This is a genomic window from Xanthomonas sp. DAR 34887 (genome assembly GCF_041245805.1).
Lineage (GTDB): Bacteria > Pseudomonadota > Gammaproteobacteria > Xanthomonadales > Xanthomonadaceae > Xanthomonas_A > Xanthomonas_A tesorieronis.
In genome coordinates, this window is the sequence record NZ_CP162490.1 from 4311235 (window position 1) to 4331969 (window position 20735).

General features: G+C 71.9%; 13 protein-coding genes and 1 pseudogene. All 14 read right to left on the bottom strand.

Features of this window, described 5'->3' with window-relative positions:
* Nucleotides 1-5: 5 nt before the first annotated feature.
* Nucleotides 6-2300 carry a type II secretion system secretin GspD gene (gene gspD / locus AB3X08_RS18370; protein WP_369934189.1) on the bottom strand — a complete coding sequence of 765 codons (2295 nt, stop codon included), beginning with the start codon at nucleotides 2298-2300 and terminating at the stop codon, nucleotides 6-8.
* A gap of 11 nt (nucleotides 2301-2311) precedes the next feature.
* Entirely contained in the window at nucleotides 2312-3088 is a 777-nt protein-coding gene (gene xpsN / locus AB3X08_RS18375; protein WP_369934190.1) for a type II secretion system protein XpsN, read from the bottom strand.
* The gene (gene gspM / locus AB3X08_RS18380) at nucleotides 3078-3869 is read right to left on the bottom strand and encodes a type II secretion system protein GspM (RefSeq protein ID WP_369934191.1); all 792 of its coding nucleotides are present in this window, start codon (nucleotides 3867-3869) and stop codon (nucleotides 3078-3080) included. Before gspM ends, xpsN begins: the two co-directional genes overlap by 11 nt.
* The gene (locus AB3X08_RS18385) at nucleotides 3850-4974 is read right to left on the bottom strand and encodes a PilN domain-containing protein (protein WP_369934192.1); all 1125 of its coding nucleotides are present in this window, start codon (nucleotides 4972-4974) and stop codon (nucleotides 3850-3852) included. The genes gspM and AB3X08_RS18385 overlap by 20 nt, the downstream gene beginning before the upstream one ends.
* Nucleotides 4971-5831: a general secretion pathway protein GspK gene (locus AB3X08_RS18390; protein ID WP_369934193.1), complete on the bottom strand. Its 861-nt coding sequence runs from the start codon at nucleotides 5829-5831 to the stop codon at nucleotides 4971-4973. The genes AB3X08_RS18385 and AB3X08_RS18390 overlap by 4 nt, the downstream gene beginning before the upstream one ends.
* The gene (locus AB3X08_RS18395) at nucleotides 5828-6478 is read right to left on the bottom strand and encodes a type II secretion system protein J (RefSeq protein ID WP_369934194.1); all 651 of its coding nucleotides are present in this window, start codon (nucleotides 6476-6478) and stop codon (nucleotides 5828-5830) included. The genes AB3X08_RS18390 and AB3X08_RS18395 overlap by 4 nt, the downstream gene beginning before the upstream one ends.
* The gene (xpsI, locus tag AB3X08_RS18400) at nucleotides 6475-6891 is read right to left on the bottom strand and encodes a type II secretion system protein XpsI (protein ID WP_369934195.1); all 417 of its coding nucleotides are present in this window, start codon (nucleotides 6889-6891) and stop codon (nucleotides 6475-6477) included. The genes AB3X08_RS18395 and xpsI overlap by 4 nt, the downstream gene beginning before the upstream one ends.
* Complete coding sequence (xpsH, locus tag AB3X08_RS18405; protein WP_241093847.1) at nucleotides 6888-7337, bottom strand: type II secretion system protein XpsH; 450 nt, start codon at nucleotides 7335-7337, stop codon at nucleotides 6888-6890. Before xpsH ends, xpsI begins: the two co-directional genes overlap by 4 nt.
* A 79-nt stretch (nucleotides 7338-7416) precedes the next feature.
* Nucleotides 7417-7851, bottom strand: coding sequence for a type II secretion system major pseudopilin GspG (gene gspG / locus AB3X08_RS18410; RefSeq protein WP_184413463.1), 435 nt, complete (start codon nucleotides 7849-7851; stop codon nucleotides 7417-7419).
* A 319-nt stretch (nucleotides 7852-8170) separates the two neighbouring features.
* On the bottom strand, nucleotides 8171-9385 hold the full coding sequence (xpsF, locus tag AB3X08_RS18415; RefSeq protein WP_369934196.1) for a type II secretion system protein XpsF: 1215 nt from the start codon (nucleotides 9383-9385) through the stop codon (nucleotides 8171-8173).
* A 115-nt stretch (nucleotides 9386-9500) separates the two neighbouring features.
* Nucleotides 9501-11231: a type II secretion system ATPase GspE gene (gspE, locus tag AB3X08_RS18420; RefSeq protein ID WP_369934197.1), complete on the bottom strand. Its 1731-nt coding sequence runs from the start codon at nucleotides 11229-11231 to the stop codon at nucleotides 9501-9503.
* A 360-nt stretch (nucleotides 11232-11591) separates the two neighbouring features.
* Nucleotides 11592-13481, bottom strand: a complete 1890-nt coding sequence (locus tag AB3X08_RS18425; RefSeq protein ID WP_369934198.1) for a S8 family peptidase — start codon at nucleotides 13479-13481, stop codon at nucleotides 11592-11594.
* Between the two features lie 161 nt (nucleotides 13482-13642).
* Nucleotides 13643-20497, bottom strand: coding sequence for a hypothetical protein (locus AB3X08_RS18430; RefSeq protein ID WP_420018507.1), 6855 nt, complete (start codon nucleotides 20495-20497; stop codon nucleotides 13643-13645).
* A 45-nt stretch (nucleotides 20498-20542) separates the two neighbouring features.
* Nucleotides 20543-20725: pseudogene (locus AB3X08_RS22565) on the bottom strand (ESPR domain-containing protein); the annotation flags it as partial.
* Between the last annotated feature and the right edge of the window lie 10 nt (nucleotides 20726-20735).

Consider the following 20735-nt stretch of genomic DNA (forward strand, 5'->3'; position numbering starts at 1 on the left):
TGCGCTTACTTCTTGCCCGCAGCCGGCAGCGGCTGCATCGCCTTGAACTTCTGCCCGTACTCGTCGGTGAGGTCGCGCGCTTCCTGCGGGTTGCGCACGATGGTCGGGGTCAGCAGCACGATCACTTCGTTGCGGGTCTTGTCCTGCGTCTTCTGGCCGAACAGCGCGCCGACCACCGGCAGCTTGCTCAGCAGCGGCACGCCGGCGCTGCCGTCGCTGGTGCTGTCGTTGATCAGGCCGGCGAGCATGATGGTGTCGCCGCTCTGCACCGCCGCCTCGGTCTTGACCCGGCGCGTGTTGATGTCCACGTTGCAGGCCGAGCTGTTGGTCACGGTGGAGGTGCCCGAGGTGCACGCCGCCGGCCGCGAACCGGGCGTGCTGACTTCCTGCACGATGTCCAGGAACACCATGCCGTCCTTGGTCACCCGCGGGCGCACCTTCAGGATCACGCCGGTATCGATGTACTGCACCGACGAATAGCTGGTGTCGGTGCCCAGGCCGGTGTTGATTGACGTCGAGTTGATAGGGATGCGCGTACCCACGTTCAGCGTGGCCTCGGCGTTGTTGCGCACGAACACCGACGGGGTCTGCAGCAGCTTGAGGTTGGTGACCTTGTCCAGCGCGGTGATCACCGCGGCGGCGTTCTTGCCGAGGAAGGTCCAGCCCAGGCCGCTGCTGCCGACCTTGCCGGCGATATCGCCCCAGATGCTGCGCCCGGCGGCGCTGGGCAGGCCCGCGCCGACACCGAGTCCGGTGGTGTTGGCCACCGTGCTGTCGGCGGAGGCGTTGACCGAATTTTCGAAGAACCAGTTCACGCCGTACTGCAATTGGCCGGTCAGGCTGACCTCGGCCACCTGCGCCTCGATGTGCACCTGCATCGGCATCACGTCGAGCTTTTCGACCACATCGCGGATCGAACGCCACGACTGCGGCGTGGCGCGCACCAGCAAGGTGTTGGTCTCCTCCACCGCCGACACGCCGACCTTGTCGCCCTGCACTTCCAGGGTCACGCTGCCGTTGCCGGAGGTGCGCGGCGACAGCTGCAGGCTGCCGTTGCCCAGGCCGCCGCTGCTGCTCGACGAGGAACCGCCGCTGCTCGAGGACAGGCTGTCGCTGTTGCCATTGAGGCTGCTGCTGCCGCCCAGGCCGCCGTCGCTGCTGCCGCCCAGGCCACCGCTGCCCATCTGGCTCAGCTGCGTGCCCGGCATCAGCGAGGCGTTGGAATCGCCGCGGCTGCCGCCGGCGCCGAACACCTCGGCCAGGCGGTCGGCCAGGTCCTTGGCCTTGATGTATTTCAGCTCGTAGGAGAACAGGCGGCTGCCGCCGCCGGCGCTGTCGATCCGGTCCAGCCATTCCTGGACCTGGTCCAGGTAGCGCGCCTGCGGGGTGATCACCAGCACCGCGTTGGCGTTCTCCAGCGGCATGAAGCGGAACATGCCGGCGCTGGGGGTCTTGCTGTTCTCGCCGAACACCTTCTCCAGGTCGGCGGCGACCTGCTCGGCCTTGCCGGACTGGATCGGGAACACGCCCACCGACATGCCCGACAGCCAGTCCACATCGAAGATCTGCACCGTGCGCAGGTAATTCTCCAGCTCGGCGCGGGTGCCGCCGAGGGTGATGACGTTGCGCGAGCCGTCGATGCCGACGATCGCGTTCGGCCGCGCATACGGCTCCAGCACCTTCTTCATTTCGCTGGCGGAGATGAACTTCAGCGGCACCACCCGCACCTCGAAGCCGCGCGCGCTGGCCGGCGAGGCGGTGCTCGGCGCCACCGTGCCGGCCAGCGCCTGGTCGGCCGGCACGATGTTGTAGCGGCCGCCGCTGTAGACCATGCGCGCGTTGTTCCAGCCCAGCACCATCTCCAGTAGGTTCAGCGCCTGCGCCGGCGACACCGGCTTGGGCGTGGCCAGGGTCACCGTGCCCTGCACGCCCGGCGCGATCACGTAGTTCTGCCCGAGCATGTCGCCGAGGATCGCCTTGACCACCGCATGCAGCGACTCGCCTTCGAAGTTGAAGGTGGCGCTGCCGCTGCTGGCGTTGGCCAGCGATGGCGCCGGCGCGGCGGCGGCGCCGGAATTGATCATGCTGCCGCTGCCGCGGCGGATCACCGGGGCGACACGGTCCGGCACGCCGTTGGGATCGGCCGTGCCCGTGCTTGCGTCGGCCGTGGCGCTGGTGCTGCCGGCGGCGCCGACGGTGGGATCGATCGCGGCGCCGCGGCGGACGTCCGGCGAGGGCGTGGTGGCGCAGCCGGCCACCAGGCCGATCGCGAGGAACAGGGAAAACAAGCGCAGCGTCATGCGATCACTCTTCAAGGGTTCTGGCCGGGGGTGGTGCCGTTCTGGCGCTGCTGCTGCAACTGCCGGCGGCGGGCTTCGATACGTTCGCGGATGGCTTGCAACTGTTCCGACGACGGCGCCGGCGCGGCCGCCGGGGCGCTCTGCGCAGGCGTTGCCGGAGTCCCGTTGGCGCCCGCCTGCGGCGTGGCGGCGACGGGAGTGACCGGCGCGCTGACCGCAGTCGTGGCCGGTGGCGGCGCCGGCAACGGCGGCATGCCTGGCGGCCGTGCGCCCTGGCCGAGCGCAGTCGGCGGCTGTCCGCCCTTGCCGTCGAACACCTGCAGCTCCAGGGTCTGGGTGCCGCTGCCGCCGCTGACCACCGCGCGGCGCGGTTCCAGCGACAGCAAGCGCCAGCCCTTCACCGGGTCGCGGCCTTCCTGCAGGCGCAGCGATTCGCCCTGCTCGGTGGTCAGCGTGGCCATCTTGAAACTGTCGGTGAGCAGCACGCCGGTCAGGCGCACGCTGGGCGCGGCGCCCTGGCCGTTGTCGGCGCTGAGGAAGAACGGATGCGGCCGGCGGTCTTCGGCAAATACCGGACGCGCGGCGATCTCGGCGTAGCGCGAATAGTCGCCGAGACGCTCGCTGGGCGCCGCCGGCAAGCCCGGCAGGCGCTGGGTCATACTGGGATCGTCGGGCAGCGGGACGATGCGCTGGCCCAGGCCGGCCAGGCCCAGCGCCCAGATCAGCAGCCCCCACAGCGCCAGCGTTGCCAGCCACACGGTGCGCAGGCCGATCGCTTCAATTCGCATGCGCGCCCTCCACTTGCTGCGGCGGCTGCGGCATGGCCGCATCGCGCACGGCCGGTGCCGGCGGCGCCGGCGGCTCGCTCGGCCCGGGGCCGGCCGGCGTGCCGGCGTCCATCGTCGGCGCGCCGGGCGGCGCCCCACCAGGCGGCGGTGGCATGCCGGGCGGCATGCCCGCGGCGGCGGGCGGCGGCGGCATCGCGTTCGGGCGCAGATAGCCGGCCAGTTCGAACGCCACGTCCAGGCCGTTGCCGCTCTCGCCCGGCGACAGCTGATAGCGCTGCGCCATCACGTTGAGGTTGTCCACGAACAGCGCCGGGGTGCCGCTTTCCAGCGCGTGTAGCACCGCCGCCAGTTCCGGCGTGCCGCAGCGCAGCCGCACCTGCACCGCGACGCGGGTGAAGCGGTCGCGGCGGTTGTCGGCGGCCAGCGGCGAACGGTTGCTGATCGCGCAGCTGCGGTTGCCGGGGCTGGCGGTGGCCACCGCGCTTTCCAGGCGCTGCACCAATCCGGCCGAAGCCAGCTCGGCCGAGGTCTCGCGCAGGAAGCCCGGGCGCGCGGCCAGATCGCGTTGCGCCTGCTGCAGCCGCTGCGCCACCTGCGGCGCCTGCTGCAACTGCATGCGCACGCGCAGCTCGCGCTGGCGCAATTCCTGGATCTGTGCTTCGACCTCGCGCATCGGCACCGTCCACCACGGATGCACCAGCAGCAGGTAGGCCAGCGCCAGCGCCGCCAGCAGCAGGCCCAGCGCCAGCCAGCGGTCGCGCTTATCGACCTGCACCGGCATTGGCGGCCTCCTTGCGCTTGGTCCCGGCCAGTTCGGCGGTCAGGGTGAAGCGGTCGCGGTGGCTGCCCGGATCGGCCTGCAGCACCCCGGTCAGCGACGGCGTGCGCCACAGCGGCGAGCCCTCCAGCCGGCCGACCAGCGAGGACGCCTCGCTGCTGAGGCCGATCAGCTGCAACTGGTCGCCCTCGATCGAGAATTTCTCCAGATAGGTGCCCTCGGGCAGGCGCTTGCTCAGTTCGTTCCAGATTTCCAGCGCGGTTGGGCGCTCGGCGCGCAGCTGGTCGAAGAAGGCCGCGCCTTCGACCAGATCGACCAATTGCTGGCACTGCGCGGCCACGCCGCGCGCGCGCTGCGCGCCGCTGTCCACTTGCGCTTGCAATTGCTCGAGCGCGTCGCGGCGGTTGTCCAGCAACTGCCAGCCGGCGGCGAACAGCGCCAGCAGCGCGGTGGCGGCGAGGATCGCGTTCCATCGCCGCATCGGATCGGCGCGGCGATGGCGCTGCTCCGGCGGCAGCAGGTTCACGCCCAGCGGCGCGCCGTCGCCACCGGCGACATCGACCCCGGCCAGGGTCGGGCGCAGCGCGCCGGCGCTGGCCTGCAGTTCGTCCAGCACGCGGCGCGGCGCCACCACCAGTTCGGCGTCCAGTTGCGCATCGTCGCGGCGCGCGCCGGGGCGCACGTCGTAGACCACCTGGTCGGCCTGGAACGGCGTCTGCCGGTCGATCTCGAAGCGAACCACGTCGCGCAGGTGGTCGGCGGCGGCGGCAGGCAGGCGCAGCGTGCGCTGCAGCGCGGACTGCGCCGGCAGCAGCCAGACCCGCGGCAAGGCCGCCAGGCGCGGGCCGAGCACGGCCTCCAGGTCGCTCGGCAGCAGCGGCCACGGCAAGGCCAGCGGCGTGCCCAGTTCGGCATCGATCTGGCGCGCGACGTACAGCTGGTCGCCGTCGCGCCACAGCAGCAGCCGCGCCTGCGACCAGCCCAGTTGCAGCTGCCAGCGCGGCGGCAGCCACGCCATCAGCGAACGCTGCCACCAGGCCAGCAGGCCGCCGGCACCGGGCGCCATGCGCACGCCGAACTTGTCCATCGTGTCCCGCCACGCAGTCATCGAACGGTCGATCCTTCTTCCCATCGCAGCACAGTGTAGGCGGAGCCCGGTAGCGCCGACGAGCCTGGGCGCACCACGGCGCGCAGCACCGCCGCGCGCCCCGCGGCCAATTGCGCGCGGCTTTCGATGCTGTAGGTGCCGCCGCCCCCGCCGATCGCCGCGGCCTGTGCCGGGTCGCTGCGCTCGCGTTGCGCCAGCACCTGCTGCGCATCCAGGCCGAGCGCGGTCAGCACCGGCGCCGGCGCGAAATCCGGCGCCGGGCGCGAAATCCCGCTGTACAGGGTCACATTCGGCAGCAGCTTGGCGTACAGATCCGCATCCATGCCCAGCACCAGTTGCAGTTCGGCCAGGCTCTCGAACGGCGCGTCCTTGGCGCCGTACGGCAGCCCGGCGGCGGCATAGTCCGGGTCCTCGGCGCCGCCGTTGGGCTGGCTGAGGTTGTCCGGGTCGCGCCAGTCCACGATCGCCGCGGCGATGCGGTCGGCGCGCTGCGGATCGCCGCCGACCGCGCGCACCAGCGCCGCCAGCAGCGGCGCGTCGGCCAGGTTCAGATCGACCTTGCCGCTCTCGTCGGTGATCCGCAGATCGATCGTGGCGTCTTCGTATTGCCAGCGGTAACGACGCCCGTCCGCGCGCCAGCCTGGCTGCGTCGGCGTGCTGGCGAGCCGGGTCAGCGCGTACTCCAGCCCGGCGCGGGCGCGCTCCTGCGCCGCCGCGCCGTCGCCCAGCACCTTGCCCTGCAGGCCCTCGGTGCGCGCAGTCAGCGCGAACGCGCCGATCAGCGCGGTCAGCAGCGCGATCAGCCACAGCACCAGCACCAGCGCCGCGCCGCGCGCGTATCGGGGCGCCGCGCTCATTGCCGCGCCTCCGCGCCGCCGGCCTGGCGCAACGCCACCACCAGCGGCGGCCACACCATGCCGTCGTCGCTGCTCAGTTCGATCGACACCAGCAGCGGCAACTGGTCGGTCTTCTCCCAGCGCTCCTGCCAGGGACCGATGCTGCCGCGCTCCGGGTCGATGCCGCGGTAGCGGAAGCGCACCTGGCGCAGGCCATCGACCAGCGGCTCGGGCGCCCGCGGCCTGTCCTCGGCGACCTGCTTGCCGGCCTGCACCTGCACCAACGCGATCGCCAGGCGCCGATTGCCGCCGTCGCCGCCGACGCTGAGGTCGTGCACATAGGGACCGCCACGGCCCAGGTAATCGGGAAGATCGGCGACGAACTGCATGCGCTGCGGTTCGCCGACGAAGCGCACCGGCTGCAGCGTGCGGCTGTCGATGTCCAGCGCCAGCGGTTGCGCTCCGCTCAGGCGCCGGCGCAGGAAGCCCTCGACCGCGCGCATGCGCTCGCTGCGCCCGGCGATGCTCTCGCCGCGGCCGCTGATCGCGGTGGCCGAGCGCAGCGTGGCGAAGGCCAGGGTCAGTCCGCCGACCAGCAGCACCGTGGCCAGCAGCACTTCGATCAGGGTGAAGCCGCGCGCGGCGGCGCGGCGCGGTGCGCGCTTCACTGCGCCACCCCGTTGCCCTGCGCGCTGACCAGGCGCAGCGTCTTCCACTGCAGCGCCTGCGCCGGCGCATCGCCCCAGCGCACCTGCAGGTTCAGTTGCAGCAGCGTCGGCGCGCCCGGAGTCATGGTCGTATCCGGCGGGCGCCGCGCATCGACGTACGGCGCCACGTCCAGGGTCCAGCGGTAATGGCCCTGCTCGAAGCTGCCCTGTTCGCGGCCGGGCTGCAGCGGTTGCTCCACGCCCTGCGCGGCCAGCACCGATTGCGCGTACAGCGTGGCGCGGCTGAGCTGGTCGGCGCGCTGCACCTGGCGCGCGGCGCCGGACAGCGAGCCGAGCAGCAGGGTCAGCGCCAGCGCCAGCAACGCGAACGCCACGATCACCTCGATCAGCGTGTAGCCGCGTTGCGCCTTCATGGCATGCCCTGCTGCGGCGGACGCCCGACCTTGACCTCGCCGGTCAGCCAGGCCACATCGATGCGCCAGCTGGCCTTGCGGGTCAGCAGTTCGATGCGCCCGCCGGTAGCGGCGCCATCCTCGAAGAATTGGATCGCGCCTTCGTCTTCGCGCCGCTGCGCCTCGCGCGCGCCGCTGAAGCGGATCGCCAGCGACGGCGGGATCTCGCCATGGCGGCCGTTCGGCGCCTGCCAGCGGTGCGCCTGCGGATCGATCAGGAAGCGCTGCGGCTGGCCGGTGGCGATCGCCTGCGCCCGCGTATAGCGCAGTTGCGCGGCGATCTCCTTGGCCGACGAGCGCAGGCGCATGCCGTCGATGCCGCCGGTCAGCACCGAGGCGGCCAGCATCGCGGCGATCGCGATCAGCCCCACCACCAGCAGCATCTCCAGCAGCGACACGCCGCGCATGCGCGCGCGCGCCGGCGGCACGCACGCGTGCGCACCGCGCTGGGGAACGCCGGCAGGGGCCAGGATCACGGCGCCGGGATCACTCGTACTTGATGTCGGCGTCGTAGCTGCTGCCGCCGGGCTGGCCGTCCTTGCCCAGGCTGATCAGGTCGAACGGCTTGCCGTCGCCCGGCACCTTGTACTCGATCGGATGGCCCCACGGGTCGTTCAGTTCGGCCGGCTTGGCATACGGGCCGAGCCAGCCGCTGACGCCACCCGGCGCGGTGACCAGGTCGTCGAGCTTGGACGGCAGCTTGCCGGTGTCGAGCTGGTAGTTGTCGATCTTGCCGGCCATGGTCTGGATCTGCGACTTGGCCAGGTTGGCCTTGCCGCGATCGGCGCCGCCGAGCACGCGGCTGCCGACCAGGGTCAGCACCGCGCCGATCAGCACGATGACGATGATGATTTCCAGCAGGCTCATGCCCGACTGGCGCGCGGCGGAAGGGGAACGGGTCAGGGAACGGATATTTCGCATTGCATCGGATCCTTGCGGTGAAAAACCTTATGTAACCGAACGCGGTGACAACGGTCGCCATCGTGTGCGGTGCGTGCAGCTGCGCTTCATGCGCGGGAACGGAAACGGCGCGGCAGCGATCGACGGATGCCGCATTGCGCGCATGACGCGGCGCACAGATGGTTGGGCCATGAGCGCCGCCATTGCTTGGACCGTGCGCGGCGTCATGGGTTCACGCTGCCATTCGTGGCGCGACCCGACGGGCGCAGGAGCCGCCGGCGCAGCCATCCATGACTGCGCGTTCGGTGCCCCATGCGCCATGGCGCATGAGCGTGGCGCCTCACCCAATCGCATTGGTAAGGTCGTACAGCGGGACGAGGACGGAAATGATCACCAGCCCGACCACCGAGGCCAGGACCAGGGTGATCAGCGGCACCAGCGCGGCGAGCAGGCGGTCGATCGCCTGCGCCGTTTCCTGTTCGAAGGTGTCGGCGGTCTTCAGCAGCATCGTGTCCAGCGCGCCGGATTCCTCGCCGACCTGGATCATCTGCAGCGCCAGCCGCGGGAAGCGCTTGCCCTTGGACAGCGAGGCCGACAGGCCGTGGCCGTTCTTGACGTCGTCGGCCGCGGCGCCGACGTCGGCGGTCAGCGCCAGGTTCGACAGCACGTTGCGCGAGATGCCCAGCGCGGCCAGCAACGGCACGCCGTTGCGCAGCAGCGTGCCCAGGGTGCGGGTCAGCCGCGCGGTTTCCAGTCGCGCGATCAGCAAGCCGATGAAGCGCCGCTTCAACAGCCAGGCGTCGAAGCTGGCGCGGAACGCGGGATCGCGGCGCTTGCGGTCCACCGCCAGCAGCGCCAGCCCGGGCACCACCAGCAGCACGATCCACCAGTCGCGCACGAACAGGCCCACGCTCAGCACCGCCTGGGTGAACCACGGCAGTTGCACGTCCAGGCTTTCGTACATCAGTGCGAACTGCGGCACCACGTAGCCGAGCAGGAACAGCAGCGCGCAGCCGACCACGCTGACCAGGATCGCCGGATAGATCAGCGCATTGATCACCCGCCCCTTCAGTTCGCGGCTGCGCTCCAGGTATTCGGCCAGGCGCTGCAGCGTATCGTGCAGGCTGCCGCCGGCCTCGCCGGCACGGACCATGTTGATGTACAGCCGCGAGAACAACCCATGCTGACGCTCCAGCGCGGTGGACAGCGGCGCGCCGCCGCGCACCGCGTCGCGGATGTCGCCGACGGTGCGCTTGGAACGCTCGTCCTCGGGCAGTTCCAGCAGGATGGTCAGCGCGCGGTCCAGCGGCTGGCCGGCGCCGAGCAGGGTCGCCAGTTGCTGGGTGAACTGCACCAGCGCCGCGCCGTCGAACGGCTTGGGCCGGAACAGGCCGCGCAGCGAGGTGCCGCCGCCTTGCGCGGCGAGCTTGGCCTCCATCGGCATGTGCCCCTGCTCCTGCAGGCGCAGCGCCACCTCGGCGTCGCTGGCGGCCTCCATCTGGCCTTCCAGGATCTCGCCGTGCGGGTTGAGCGCTTTGTAGCGGTACAGGGGCATCAGGGCTGGGAATGGGGAATCGGAAATCGGGAATGGGAAAGCAGGCTCCGTGCGCGCTGGCACGAACGTCGCAGACCCATGCCACTGCGCGTTGCCGCGCCGGATGCCGCGCGCATCAGGTTTCCTCCGTCACGCGCAGCACTTCCTCGATCGTGGTCTGGCCGCTGAGCGCCTTGCTCAGGCCGTCTTCGTACATCGTGCGCATGCCGGCCTCGCGCGCCAGCTGTTCGATCTCGCCCATGCCGGCGTGGCGCATCACCGCGCGCCGCAGCGCGTCGTTCATCACCAGGAATTCCATGATGGTGGTGCGGCCCAGGTAGCCGGTCGGCGCGATCGCCGAGGGCCGCGGGCGGAACAGGAAGATCTCGCCCTCGGGCTGCAGCCGGCGCAGGTCGAATTTCTCGATCTCCTCCGGCGAGGCCGGATAGCGCTCGGCATGGGTCGGCTCCAGCCGCCGCACCAGGCGCTGGGCCAGGATGCCGTTGATGGTGGAGGTCAGCAGATAGTCTTCCACGCCCATGTCGAGCAGGCGGGTGATGCCGCCGGCGGCGTTGTTGGTATGCAGCGTGGACAGCACCAGGTGGCCGGTCAGCGCCGACTGGATCGCGATACGCGCGGTCTCCAGGTCGCGCATTTCGCCGATCATGATGATGTCCGGGTCCTGGCGCACGATGCTGCGCAGCGCGTGCGAGAAATCCAGGCCGATCTGCGGCTTGGCCTGGATCTGGTTGATGCCCTCGATCTGGTACTCGACCGGATCCTCGACGGTGATGATCTTGACGTCGGCGGTGTTGAGCTGGCTCAGCGCGGTGTACAGCGTGGTGGTCTTGCCCGAGCCGGTGGGACCGGTGACCAGCAGGATGCCGTGCGGCTGCTCCAGCACCTTGCGGAACTGCGGCAGGAACGCGTCGGTGAAGCCGAGCCGGTGGAAATCGAACACCACCGTCTCGCGGTCGAGCAGGCGCATCACCACGCTCTCGCCGTGCGCGGTGGGCACGGTGCTCACGCGCAGGTCCAGTTCCTTGCCCTGCACCCGCAGCATGATGCGGCCGTCCTGCGGCAGGCGGCGTTCGGCGATGTTGAGCTTGGCCATGATCTTGACGCGGCTGATCACCGCCGCGGTCAGGTTGGCCGGCGGGCTTTCGCCGTCGATCAGCACGCCGTCGACGCGGTAACGCACCTTCAGCCGACTCTCGAACGGTTCGATGTGGATGTCCGAGGCGCGCAGTTCCACCGCGCGCTGGATCACTAGGTTCACCAGCCGGATCACCGGCGCTTCGGAGGCCAGGTCGCGCAGGTGCTCGATGTCGTCGGCCGCCGCGCTGTCGCCGTCGGCGGTTTCCACGATCGCGCCCATCGCGCTGCGGCCCTGGCCGAACCAGCGCTCGATCAGGTCGTCGATCTCCGAGCGCAGGCCGACCCGCGGCAGCACCTGGAAACCGGTGGCCAGGCGCACCGCATCGGCGGCATAGGCCTCGTGCGGATCGGACATCCACAGTTCCAGCACGCCGTCGCGCTCGCCCAGCGGGCACACGTGGAATTGCTTGAGGAAGCGCAGCGACAGCGGCTGCGCCTCGGGCAGATGCTCCGGGGCGGTCGCCGGCAATTGCTTGGCGTCGAGCAGCGGCAGGCCCAGCACTTCGGCGCTGACCTCGGCGTGGTCGCGTTCGGACACCAGGCCCAGCCGCGCCAGCAGCGACAGCAGGCCGCCGCCGGATTCGCGCTGCAGCTGGCGCGCGCGCAGCAGGTCGCCCTCCTTGAGCCGGCCCTTGGCCAGCAACGCATCGACGATGCGCGCCTCGGGCGTATCGACAGCGGCAGCAGTGTCCTTGACGAGCGCGTTCACACAATCCCTCCAGAGCGTGCGGCGACTTTAGCAGTTCGGCGCGACCTGCCGCCCGCCGGCGCCGCATCGGCCCGCGCCACTGTCTACGACGTCCCGGCAACGCGGCGCGCCGTCATTGGCATGACATGCGCGGCGCGCACCATCGCGCGTGGCGGCGCCGTATGCACAGCACGCGCGGCACCGGTGCCGCAGCGCACAAGCGCGACGGGCCACGGCGCAGGCATGCGCGGCGGCGGCCGCGCCGACGACGGCAGCGTCCGGCGCGCTGCATGTGTTCAGTTCCCCAAACGCAGGAAACCCGGCCGAAGCCGGGTTTCCTGGGTCACTCCGGCGCCGTTGCCGGCGCCGTCCAGCGCAGGCTTACTGGCGCGCGACCAGGCTGACGCCGCTGTAGCTCGACGTGCCGACCAGCTTGACGTAGTAGGTGCCGGCCTGCGGCGCGGTGAAGCGCACTGTCTCGTTATTGCCGGGGCGGGCCGACTTGGCGTCATAGTTGGTGGTGCTAGGCTCCTTGTCGAAGCTCACGTACAGCGACACGTTGCCGCTGCCGCCGTAGGTGAGGAAGCTCAGCACCGCGCCGGCCTCGGCCTCGAAGCTGTACAGCACCTCGTTGCCCGCCGCACCGGTCAGGCCGGTCACCGCCACCTTGTTGGTCAGCGCGGTCGCCGGCGGCGCGCACTCTTCGGTCTGCGGGTCGCACGGCACTTCCAGCGCCTTGTCCAGCGCGGCCTTGGCATCGACGATGCCGGTGCCGATCGGGGTGCTGGTCGGGATCGACACCGGGAACGGACGCGCGGTCTGCTTGAGCAGGGTTTCCAGCGCGGCCGGGGTCAGCGGCGCGTTGCCGGCGGCGATCACCGCGCTCTGCACCAGCGCCGCCACCGCCGCCACGTGCGGCGAGGCCATCGAGGTGCCGCCCAGGCCCATGTAGGTATAGGCGCCGGAGGTCGGCGTGGTCGCACCGGAGTAGCCGTTCTGCCAGACGTAGCCGCCCGGGTTGCCGTCGACGCTGCCGCCGCCGCCCGGACCGGACAGGTCCACCGCCGCGCCATAGTTGGAGTAGTAGGCGATGCCGCCGGTGATGCGCGTCGCGCCGACCGCGATCACGTTGGCGCAGCTGGCCGGGCGGAAGTTGGCGGCGTTGCCGGCGCTGTTGCCGGCCGCCACCACCACCGTGGTGCCGCGCGCCACCGCGCCGTTGATCGCGTCCTGGTACAGCGTGTCGCAGGTACCGCTGCCGCCCAGGCTCATGTTGATGACCTCGGCCGGGTTGGCGTTGGCCGGCACGCCGGCGACGGTGCCGCCGGACGCCCAGGTGATCGCGTCGGCGATGTCGGACAGGTAGCCGCCGCACTTGCCCAGCACGCGGACCGGCAGCACCGTGGCGTTCGGCGCGACGCCGGCCATGCCGATGCCGTTGTTGGTCGCCTCGGCGATGGTGCCGGCGACATGGCTGCCGTGCCAGGAGCTGTCTTCGGCGGTCGAACCCGCGTAGCACTCGTTGTCGTTCTCGACCCAGTCGCCGTAGTCCAGCGCACCGGGCACGCGATCGTCGGTCGGACGCCGCGAGGTCTCCGCATCGGAGATGAAGTCGTAACCCTGCAGCAGGTTCACCGCCACATCCGGATGGTTCGGCAGGATGCCGGTGTCCAGCACCGCGACGACCACGCCGTCGCCCTTGGACACATCCCACGCGGCCGGCGAGTTGATGCCGCCGGTGGCGCTGCTCAGGTGCCACTGGTACTGCGCGTACAGCGGGTCGTTGGGCACCAGCTGCGGCTGCTCCAGCGCTGCCTTGGGCAGCTCGGTGCGCTGCAGCTTGACGTCCACCTGCGCGTACTTGACCGCCGGGTCGGCAGCGATTTCCGCCACCACCTTGTCCACGTCGGCCTTGCTCAGCTTGCCCGACAGGCGGATCAGGTCGGCGCCCACGCCCAGCGTGCGCACGTATTCGGCGCGCACGCTGGCGGCCGCGGCGCGGGAGATGCCGTTGCTGCCGCCGAGGCTGGCGCGGGTCACCGCCGACTGCACCGCCGACAGCTTGGCGCTGCGGTCGCTGGCGGCGGCGGTGCCGGCGTTGTAGCGCACCACGATGCGACTGGAAGTCTGCGCGTCGGCCGGCGCGACCTTGGCCGGCTGCTTGACCGGCAGCGACGCGGCGCCGGCCGCGAATGCGCTCGAGGCCCCCAGCGACATTGCCAGCATGGCGGCGGCGATGGCATTGATACGGAGATTTTGCTTGTCGATCACGTTGACGTCCTCTTCAAAGTTTCGTGGATCAGGCGACTGTTGCGGCCGTAAAGAAGCTCCTTTTTCCCGAATCCATTGGCCGGCCCAGCCAAGGTCCTTTGGTCTGCCCCCTCAGGCCATTGCATGGGCGGACGGCGGCGCGCGCCGCCGTCCGCGATGGCTCACCAGCCGAAGCCGGCACCGATGCCGACCGAGCTGTCGTCGCCGCTGAACGCGCCGCCGATGGTCAGCGTGGCGCGATCGCTGAAGGCGCGCTGATAGCCCACCGACAGCGCCGACTCGCCGTTCTGGAAACCGACGCCGGCGCCGACCCGGTTCTGGGTGCGGATGCCCGCGGCGCTGGTGGCCATGTTGAGCATCGCCGCGCTCATCGCGCCCTGCCGGTCGATGCGGCGGTCCTGGTCGCGCAACCGCGCATCCACGTCGCCGCGCAGCACATCGAAGCTGTCGGCCATGGTGTTGAAGCGCGAATCGGCATACGACTTGGCGTTGGCCACGCCGCTGTCGAGCTGGCCCTTGTTGACCGCATCGGTGGCCTGCGTGCCGGCGGCGACGTTGGCGACCTGGCGCTCGTTGCCGGCGCTGCCCACCGACACCGTGTTGGCGCGGTCGGCGACCGACCCCTGGCCTAGCGCGACCGCCCCCTGCGCCGTGGCGCTGGCGCCCTGGCCGAGCGCGGTGCCCGAGGCGGCGGTGACGCTGGCGCCCTCGCCCATCGCCACCGCATTGGTCGCCACCGCGGCGATGTGGCTGTTGGCGCCCACCGCGGTGCTGCCGTCGGCGTTGACCTTGGCGTTGCTGCCGATCGCGGTGTCGTTGGGGCCGTGCGCATAGGCGCTGCCGCCGATCGCGGTGCCGGTGACGTCGTTGGCGCGCGCCGCGGTGCCGACCGCGGTCGCGCTCGCCCCCGCATCGGCCACCACCGATGCGCCGACCTGGGCGGTGGACGCGGTGCCGGACACGGTCGCCGACTCGGACACCGCCTGCGCGGTGGCCATGCTCGACTCCGGCTCCGCGACCGAGGCCACGCTGGCGACACGCGCACTGCGTGCCACGCTGGCGCTGCCGCCGCTGCGCGCATCCAGCTCGCTGACCTTGCCATCCAGCGCCGCCAGCGCATCGCCGACGTTGCTGTAGCTGGCGCCCTGAATCACGTAGGTCGGCGCCACGAACAGGCCTTGCGCGCCGAGCCCGGCGCCGCCGCCGAGGAACGTGGCCATGTTGCTCAGCGACTGGTACAGCTGGCTGCCGTTGATCGCCTCGGTGCTGCCGGCGGCGATGCTGCCCGCGGTCAGGTTGACGATGCGCCGCGTGGCCGGACCGCCGCGGCCGTTGCCGCTGCCCAGCGACACCGTGTCGGCCTCGTAGACGCGCGAACCGGCGCCGAGCGCGACCGCATTGTCGGCCGACACGCCGGCGTTGGCGCCGATCGCCACGCCGTTGCTGCCGCTGTTGCGCACGAAGCTGTTGTAGCCCAGCGCCACCCCGTTCTCGCCGATCGCATTGGTCTGCAGGCCGATCGCGGTGCTGCGCGCGCCGCTGGCCGAACTGCTGGCACCGGACGCGGTCGCACCGGCGCCGCTGGCGACGCTGGCCACGCCCAGCGCGGTGCTGCGCAAGCCGCTGGCGGTGGCGCCGGCACCGGCTGCGGTGCTGTTCTCGCCGCTGGCACTGGCCACCCCGCTGCCAGAGCTCTGGAAGTCGGCGCTGGTTTCGCCGGCGGCCGCGGCCACCGCGTCGAGCTGCGCCTTGTTCACCGCATCGGTGGCGTTGAGCGCCGCGCCGACGTTGGTGATGCGGCGCGTGGCCGGCGCACTGACCCCGTTGCCGCCGCCCACCGACACCACGTTGGCTTCGCTGGCGCGCGAGCCGGCGCCGAGCGCGACGCTGTTGCTGCCGCTGGCCCAGGCATTGGTACCCAGCGCGGTGGCGTTGATGCCACTGTACGCATAGGAATCCTGGCCGATCGCGGTCCCACCCTGCGCCGTGGCCCAGGCGAACTGGCCCACCGCGGTGGTCTGCGCCGCAGTGGCCCAGGCCGAGGCGCCGAGCGCGGTCGCATCCTCGCCGGTGGCGCGGGCGCTGTAGCCCAGCGCCGACGCATACGCACCCGACGCGGTGCTGCCCCAGCCCAACGCCGAGGCATTGGTGCCCGCCGCCTCCGCGCCGTAGCCGAACGCGCTGGTACGGGTACCGCTGGCGCTGCTGAACGCACCGACCGCGGTGCTGTAGTCGGTCGTGGCCTCGGCCTTGTAGCCGTTGGCGGTGGACTGCAGGCCGGCGGCCGTGGCACCGGCGCCGCTGGCGCTGCTGAACGCGGCAGTGGCCTGCGCGCCCGCGCCGAGCGCGGTGGCGCCGACCTCGCTGGCGGCGGTGGTGCCGTCGAGCAACACGTTGCCGGCGTCGTCGGTGTAGTACAGCGAGCCACCGATCGCGGTGCTGGATTCGCCGGTGGCGGTGGCGTTGTAACCGGACGCGGTGGCGTACTGCGCACCGGCCAACGCGCCGCTGCCGAACGCCGAGGCGCCGGTGCCGAGCGCGTTGGACGCTTCGCCGGCGGCGGTGGCATAGGTGCCTTCGACATAGCTGCCGACGTCGTCGGCCGGCGCTGCGCCACCGCTGGCCTTGAACTGTTTGCCGGTGGCATCGGCGGACTGCTTGACCGCATCCAGCTGCGCGACGTTGACCGCATCGGTGGCTTCGGTACCGGCGGCGACATTGGCGATCTGCCGCTCGCTGCCGGCGCTGCCCACCGACACGGTGTTGTCGCGGTCCGCCTCGGACAGCGCGCCCAGCGCCACGCTGTTGTTGCCAGAGGCATAGGCGCCATAGCCGAAGGCGCTGGAATCGGCGGCACTGGCGTAGGCCAGGCTGCCGATGGCGGTGCTGAAATCGGCGGTGGCGCCCGCGCCGGCACCGAACGCCGACGAATTGGCGCCGGAGGCCTCGGCCGGAATCAGCCCGAAGAACGAGGTGCCGCCGACCGCGACGCTCTCCTCGCCCGACGCCACGCTGTATTCGCCCACCGCCACGCTGCTGGTGCCGGAGGCGGTGGAGGAGACGCCGACCGCGGTACCGTAATCGCCGGCGGCGAGCGCGCCATAGCCCAGCGCCGAGGACAGATAGCCGCTGGCTTCGCTGTAGCCGCCAAGCGCAGTCGCCCCGATGTTGGAAGCGCTGCTGCGGAAACCGGTCGCAGTGGCCTGATTGTCCGAGGCGACGGCTTCGTTGCCGGTGGCGGTGGAATACGTCCCGCTGGCCTGCGCGCCGGCACCGCTGGCGCTGGCGCCGATCTCGCTGGCCTGCGCACCGTTGCCGATGGCGATGCTGTCCTGGCCCAGCGCCTGGCTGTCGCTGCCGAGCGCGACCGCATCGCTGCCGCTGGACACCGCGTTGAAGCCGATCGCGGTGGCCCCGGCGGCCAGCGCATTGGCGCCGCCGCCCAGCGCGGTGCTGCCGTCGCCGATCGCATTGGCCGCCTCGCCGGCGGCCAGCGCATTGTCGCCTTCGACATAGGCGCCAGCGTCGCTGGCATCGCTGCCGCTGGCCTGGAAGTACTTGCTGGTGGTTTCCGCCGCCTGCTTGACCGCGTCGAGCTGGGCGACGTTGACCGCGTCGGTGGCTTCGGTGCCGGCGGCGACATTGGTGATCTGGCGCTCGTTGCCGGCGCTGCCCACCGACACGCTGTAGGCGCGATCGGCCACGGATCCTGCGCCCAGCGCCACGGCGTTGGAAGCAGTCGCCTCGCTGCCGGCGCCGATCGCCACCGCGCTTTCCGCATCCGCCAGGCTGTTGGTGCCCAGGGCGATGGTGTTGACCTGGTTGCCCAGCGCCTGGAAGCCCATCGCCACGCTGTAGTTGCCGTAGCCGAACGCCCCACGGCCCACCGCGGTGGCGCTGAGGCCCGGCGCCCAGCTGTTGAAGCCGATCGAGGTGGCGCCGCTGCCGCTGGCCCACGCGCCGGTGCCGAAGGCCGAGGCATTGGTGCCGGTCGCCCAGGCCGAAGCGCCGAACGCCGACGCGCCGTCGGCGGTGGCCCAGGCGTAGGCGCCGCTGGCGCTGGCGTCGTCGCCGCTGGCCCAGGCATTGTCGCCCTGCGCCAGGCTGTAGCTGCCGGTCGCACGCGCCTTGTAGCCGCCGGCGGTGCTGTGGTCGCCGGTGGCTTGCGCGCCGTAGCCGGTGGCGGTTGCCAGCGCACCGGTGGCCTGCGCGCCGGCACCGATGGCGGTGGCGTTCTCGCCGGCGTTGGCGCCGATCAGTTGCGCATTGCCGTCGGCGTCGGTGATCGGCTGGTTGTACTGGTCGAAGGCCTGGCCCTGGCCGCCGATGGCGGTGCTGCCGTTGCCGCCGGCGCTGCTGCCGTTGCCGAGCGCGACCGCATCGTTGCCGACCGCGGCGGCACCGCTGCCGTAGGCGGCTGCGCCGGTGCCGTAGGCATTGGCCGCATCGCCCGCGGCGACGGCGCCCTCGCCGTCGGCATAGGCGCCGACCGTGCCGCCGCCGCTGCTGGTGAAGAACTTGGCGGTGGTGTCGGCGGTCTGCTTGACCGCGTCCAGCTGCGCCACGTTGACCGCGTCGGTGGCCTGGGTGCCGGCGGCGACATTGGCGATCTGCCGTTCGCTGCCCACATCGCCCACCGACACCGTATTGGCGCGGCGTGCGACCGAGTTGGCGCCCAGCGCCACGCTGTCGGCGGCGAGCGCGGTGCTGTAGTAGCCGAGCGCGGTGCTGTTGGCGCCGCTGGCCCAGGACTCGGCGCCCAGCGCCGTGGCGAAGGCGCCCGGCGCATAGGCGAAGTAGCCCAGCGCGGCGCTTTCCAGGCCGGATGCCTCGCTGAGGCTGCCGCTGGCCAGACTGTAATCGCCCGACGCGATCGCGCCGGCGCCGAACGCCGCCGCGCTCTCGCCGCTGGCCTGGGTCTGCACGAACAGGCCCAGGCCCGGGATCAGGTCGGCCGGACCGCCGACGGCGACGCTGCTGGCGCCGCTCGCCGCGCTCTGCGTACCTACCGCGGTGGCGTAGTCGCCGGTGGCGTTGGCCACCGCGCCGAAGGCCGAGGCCTGCGCGCCGCTGGCGTAGGCGCCCACGCCCACCGCCGAAGCGGCGAAGCCGGCGGCGTCGGCGCTGGCGCCCAACGCGGTGCCGCCGACGCCGGCGCTGGTCGCGCCGGTGTCCACCGCCACGCCGCCGTTGGTGATCAGCGGGTCGCCGTTCTCGTCGACCGCCACGCCGCCCACGGCGACCGCTGCCGGGCCGGTGGCCTGCGCGTTGGTGCCGAACGCGGCGCTGTTCTGTCCCGCTGCGACCGCGCCGCTGCCGACCGCGGTGGCGCCGCTGCTCAGCGCATCGGCACCGCCGCCGAGCGCGGTGCTGCCGTTGCCGATGGCATTGGCCGCCTCGCCCGCGGCCAGCGCATCGTCGCCTTCGACATAGGCGCCGGCGTCGCTGTTGCCGCTGCCGCTGGCCTGGAAATGCTTGGCGGTCGCGTTGGCGACGCCGGCGACGGCATCGAGCTGGTTGCGGTTCACCGCATCGGTGCCTTCGGTGCCGGCGGCGACATTGGCGATCTGGCGCTCGTTGCCGGCGCTGCCGACCGACACCGTGTCGGCGCGATCGGCGGTGGAGCCCTGGCCCAGCGCGACGCTGCCGGCGGCCGCCGCCTTGGCGCCGTAGCCCAGCGCGGTGGCGTCGTCGGCCTGCGCCCAGGACGCGCCGCCGAGCGCGGTGCTGGAGTCGCCGTCGGCCGAACTCAGCCAGCCGATCGAGGTGGAGAACGCGCCGTTGGCCCAGGCGCCCGCGCCGAACGCGGAGCCGCCTTCGCCCTGCGCTTCGGTGGCGAAGAAGCCGAGCACGGTGCCGCCGACCGCGGTGCTGGACTCGCCGCTGGCCAGGCTCGATTCGCCCAGCGCCACGGCACTGCCGCCGCTGGCATTGGCGCCGTAGCCGAACGCGGAGGCGAAATCGCCGCCGGCCTGGCTGAAGCCGCCGTTCGCGGTGCTGGCCAGGCCACCCGCTTCGGCGGAGAAACCGGTCGCCGTGCTCTGCACGCCGTCGGCGCGCGCGGCGGTACCGAGCGCAGTGCTGAACGCGCCGTTGCCCTGCGCGCCCGCGCCGAACGCGCTGGCGCCCTGTGCGGCGGCGCTGGTGGTGCCTTCCAGCAACACCTCGCCGTTGTCGTCGACGATCGAAAGCGCACCGCCGACCGCGGTCGCCGAAGCGCCGGTCGCGGTCGCGTTGCTGCCCACCGCGGTCGCATTGCCGCCGATGCTGGTGGCGCCGCTGCCGAGCGCGCTGCTGCCGTTGCCGATCGCGTTGGCGGCTTCGCCGGCGGCCAGCGCGTTGTCGCCTTCGACATAGGCGCCGGCGTCGCTGTCGGCGCTGCCGCTGGACTGGAAATACTTCGCCGTGGTGTCGGCGGTCTGCTTGACCGCGTCCAGCTGCGCCACGTTGACCGCGTCGGTGGCCTCGGTGCCGGCGGCGACGTTGGTGATCTGGCGCTCGTTGCCGGCCTTGCCGACCGAGACGCTGTCGTCGCGATCGGCCACTGCATCGGCGCCCAACGCCACGCTGTTCTCGCCCTGCGCGACGGCGGCATTGCCCAGCGCGGTGCTGTTGCGGCCGGCCGCATTGGAGAAGCCGCCGATGGCGGTCGAGTAGTCGGCATCGGCGCTGGCGGCCAGGCCGAGCGACGCGCTGGCGACGCCGGTTGCCACGCTCTCGGCGCCCAGCGCGGTGGCGCCGGTGCCTTGGGCGGTGCTGTAGTAGCCGAGGGCGGTGGATTCCAGGCCGCTCGCTTCGCTCAGCGTGCCGCTGGCCACGCTGCCGTCGCCGCTGGCGTTGCTGGCCGCGCCGGTGGCGGTGCTCTGCTCGCCGCTGGCGCTGCTTTCGGCGCCGACCGCGGTGGCGTAGTCGCCGCTGGCGCTGGCGCCGTCGCCGATTTGCAGCGCCTGCGCCTGTGCGGCCGAGGGCAGGACGGATCCGCCGGCGCCCAGCGCCATGGCGATCGCGGCCGACAAGGCCAGGCCCTGCGCGCGCCCAGCCCTGCCTTCGCGAACGAGCTGGCCGCGGGAATCGCCGCTGGCCAGTTCCGAGGCCACGGTCCACATCCCCAACGCCTTGTTCCAGACCTTGCGATAAATCCGATTCATCGAGTACTGCTCCTCAATAGGCTGGTTTTTGGTCAGAAAAGCCACCCTCGCCCGGCATTCCAGCCGGCCGACCCCCTGTCGGTATTTGCGCCGCATCCCTGACCGG

What these genes read in the sequence shown, in the direction of transcription:
- gspD (WP_369934189.1), bottom strand. Translation starts at nt 2,300, where the DNA reads ATGACGCTGCGCTTGTTTTCCCTGTTCCTCGCGATCGGCCTGGTGGCC.
- xpsN (WP_369934190.1), bottom strand. Translation starts at nt 3,088, where the DNA reads ATGCGAATTGAAGCGATCGGCCTGCGCACCGTGTGGCTGGCAACGCTG.
- gspM (WP_369934191.1), bottom strand. Translation starts at nt 3,869, where the DNA reads ATGCCGGTGCAGGTCGATAAGCGCGACCGCTGGCTGGCGCTGGGCCTG.
- AB3X08_RS18385 (WP_369934192.1), bottom strand. Translation starts at nt 4,974, where the DNA reads ATGACTGCGTGGCGGGACACGATGGACAAGTTCGGCGTGCGCATGGCG.
- AB3X08_RS18390 (WP_369934193.1), bottom strand. Translation starts at nt 5,831, where the DNA reads ATGAGCGCGGCGCCCCGATACGCGCGCGGCGCGGCGCTGGTGCTGGTG.
- xpsI (WP_369934195.1), bottom strand. Translation starts at nt 6,891, where the DNA reads ATGAAGGCGCAACGCGGCTACACGCTGATCGAGGTGATCGTGGCGTTC.
- xpsH (WP_241093847.1), bottom strand. Translation starts at nt 7,337, where the DNA reads ATGCGCGGCGTGTCGCTGCTGGAGATGCTGCTGGTGGTGGGGCTGATC.
- gspG (WP_184413463.1), bottom strand. Translation starts at nt 7,851, where the DNA reads ATGCGAAATATCCGTTCCCTGACCCGTTCCCCTTCCGCCGCGCGCCAG.
- xpsF (WP_369934196.1), bottom strand. Translation starts at nt 9,385, where the DNA reads ATGCCCCTGTACCGCTACAAAGCGCTCAACCCGCACGGCGAGATCCTG.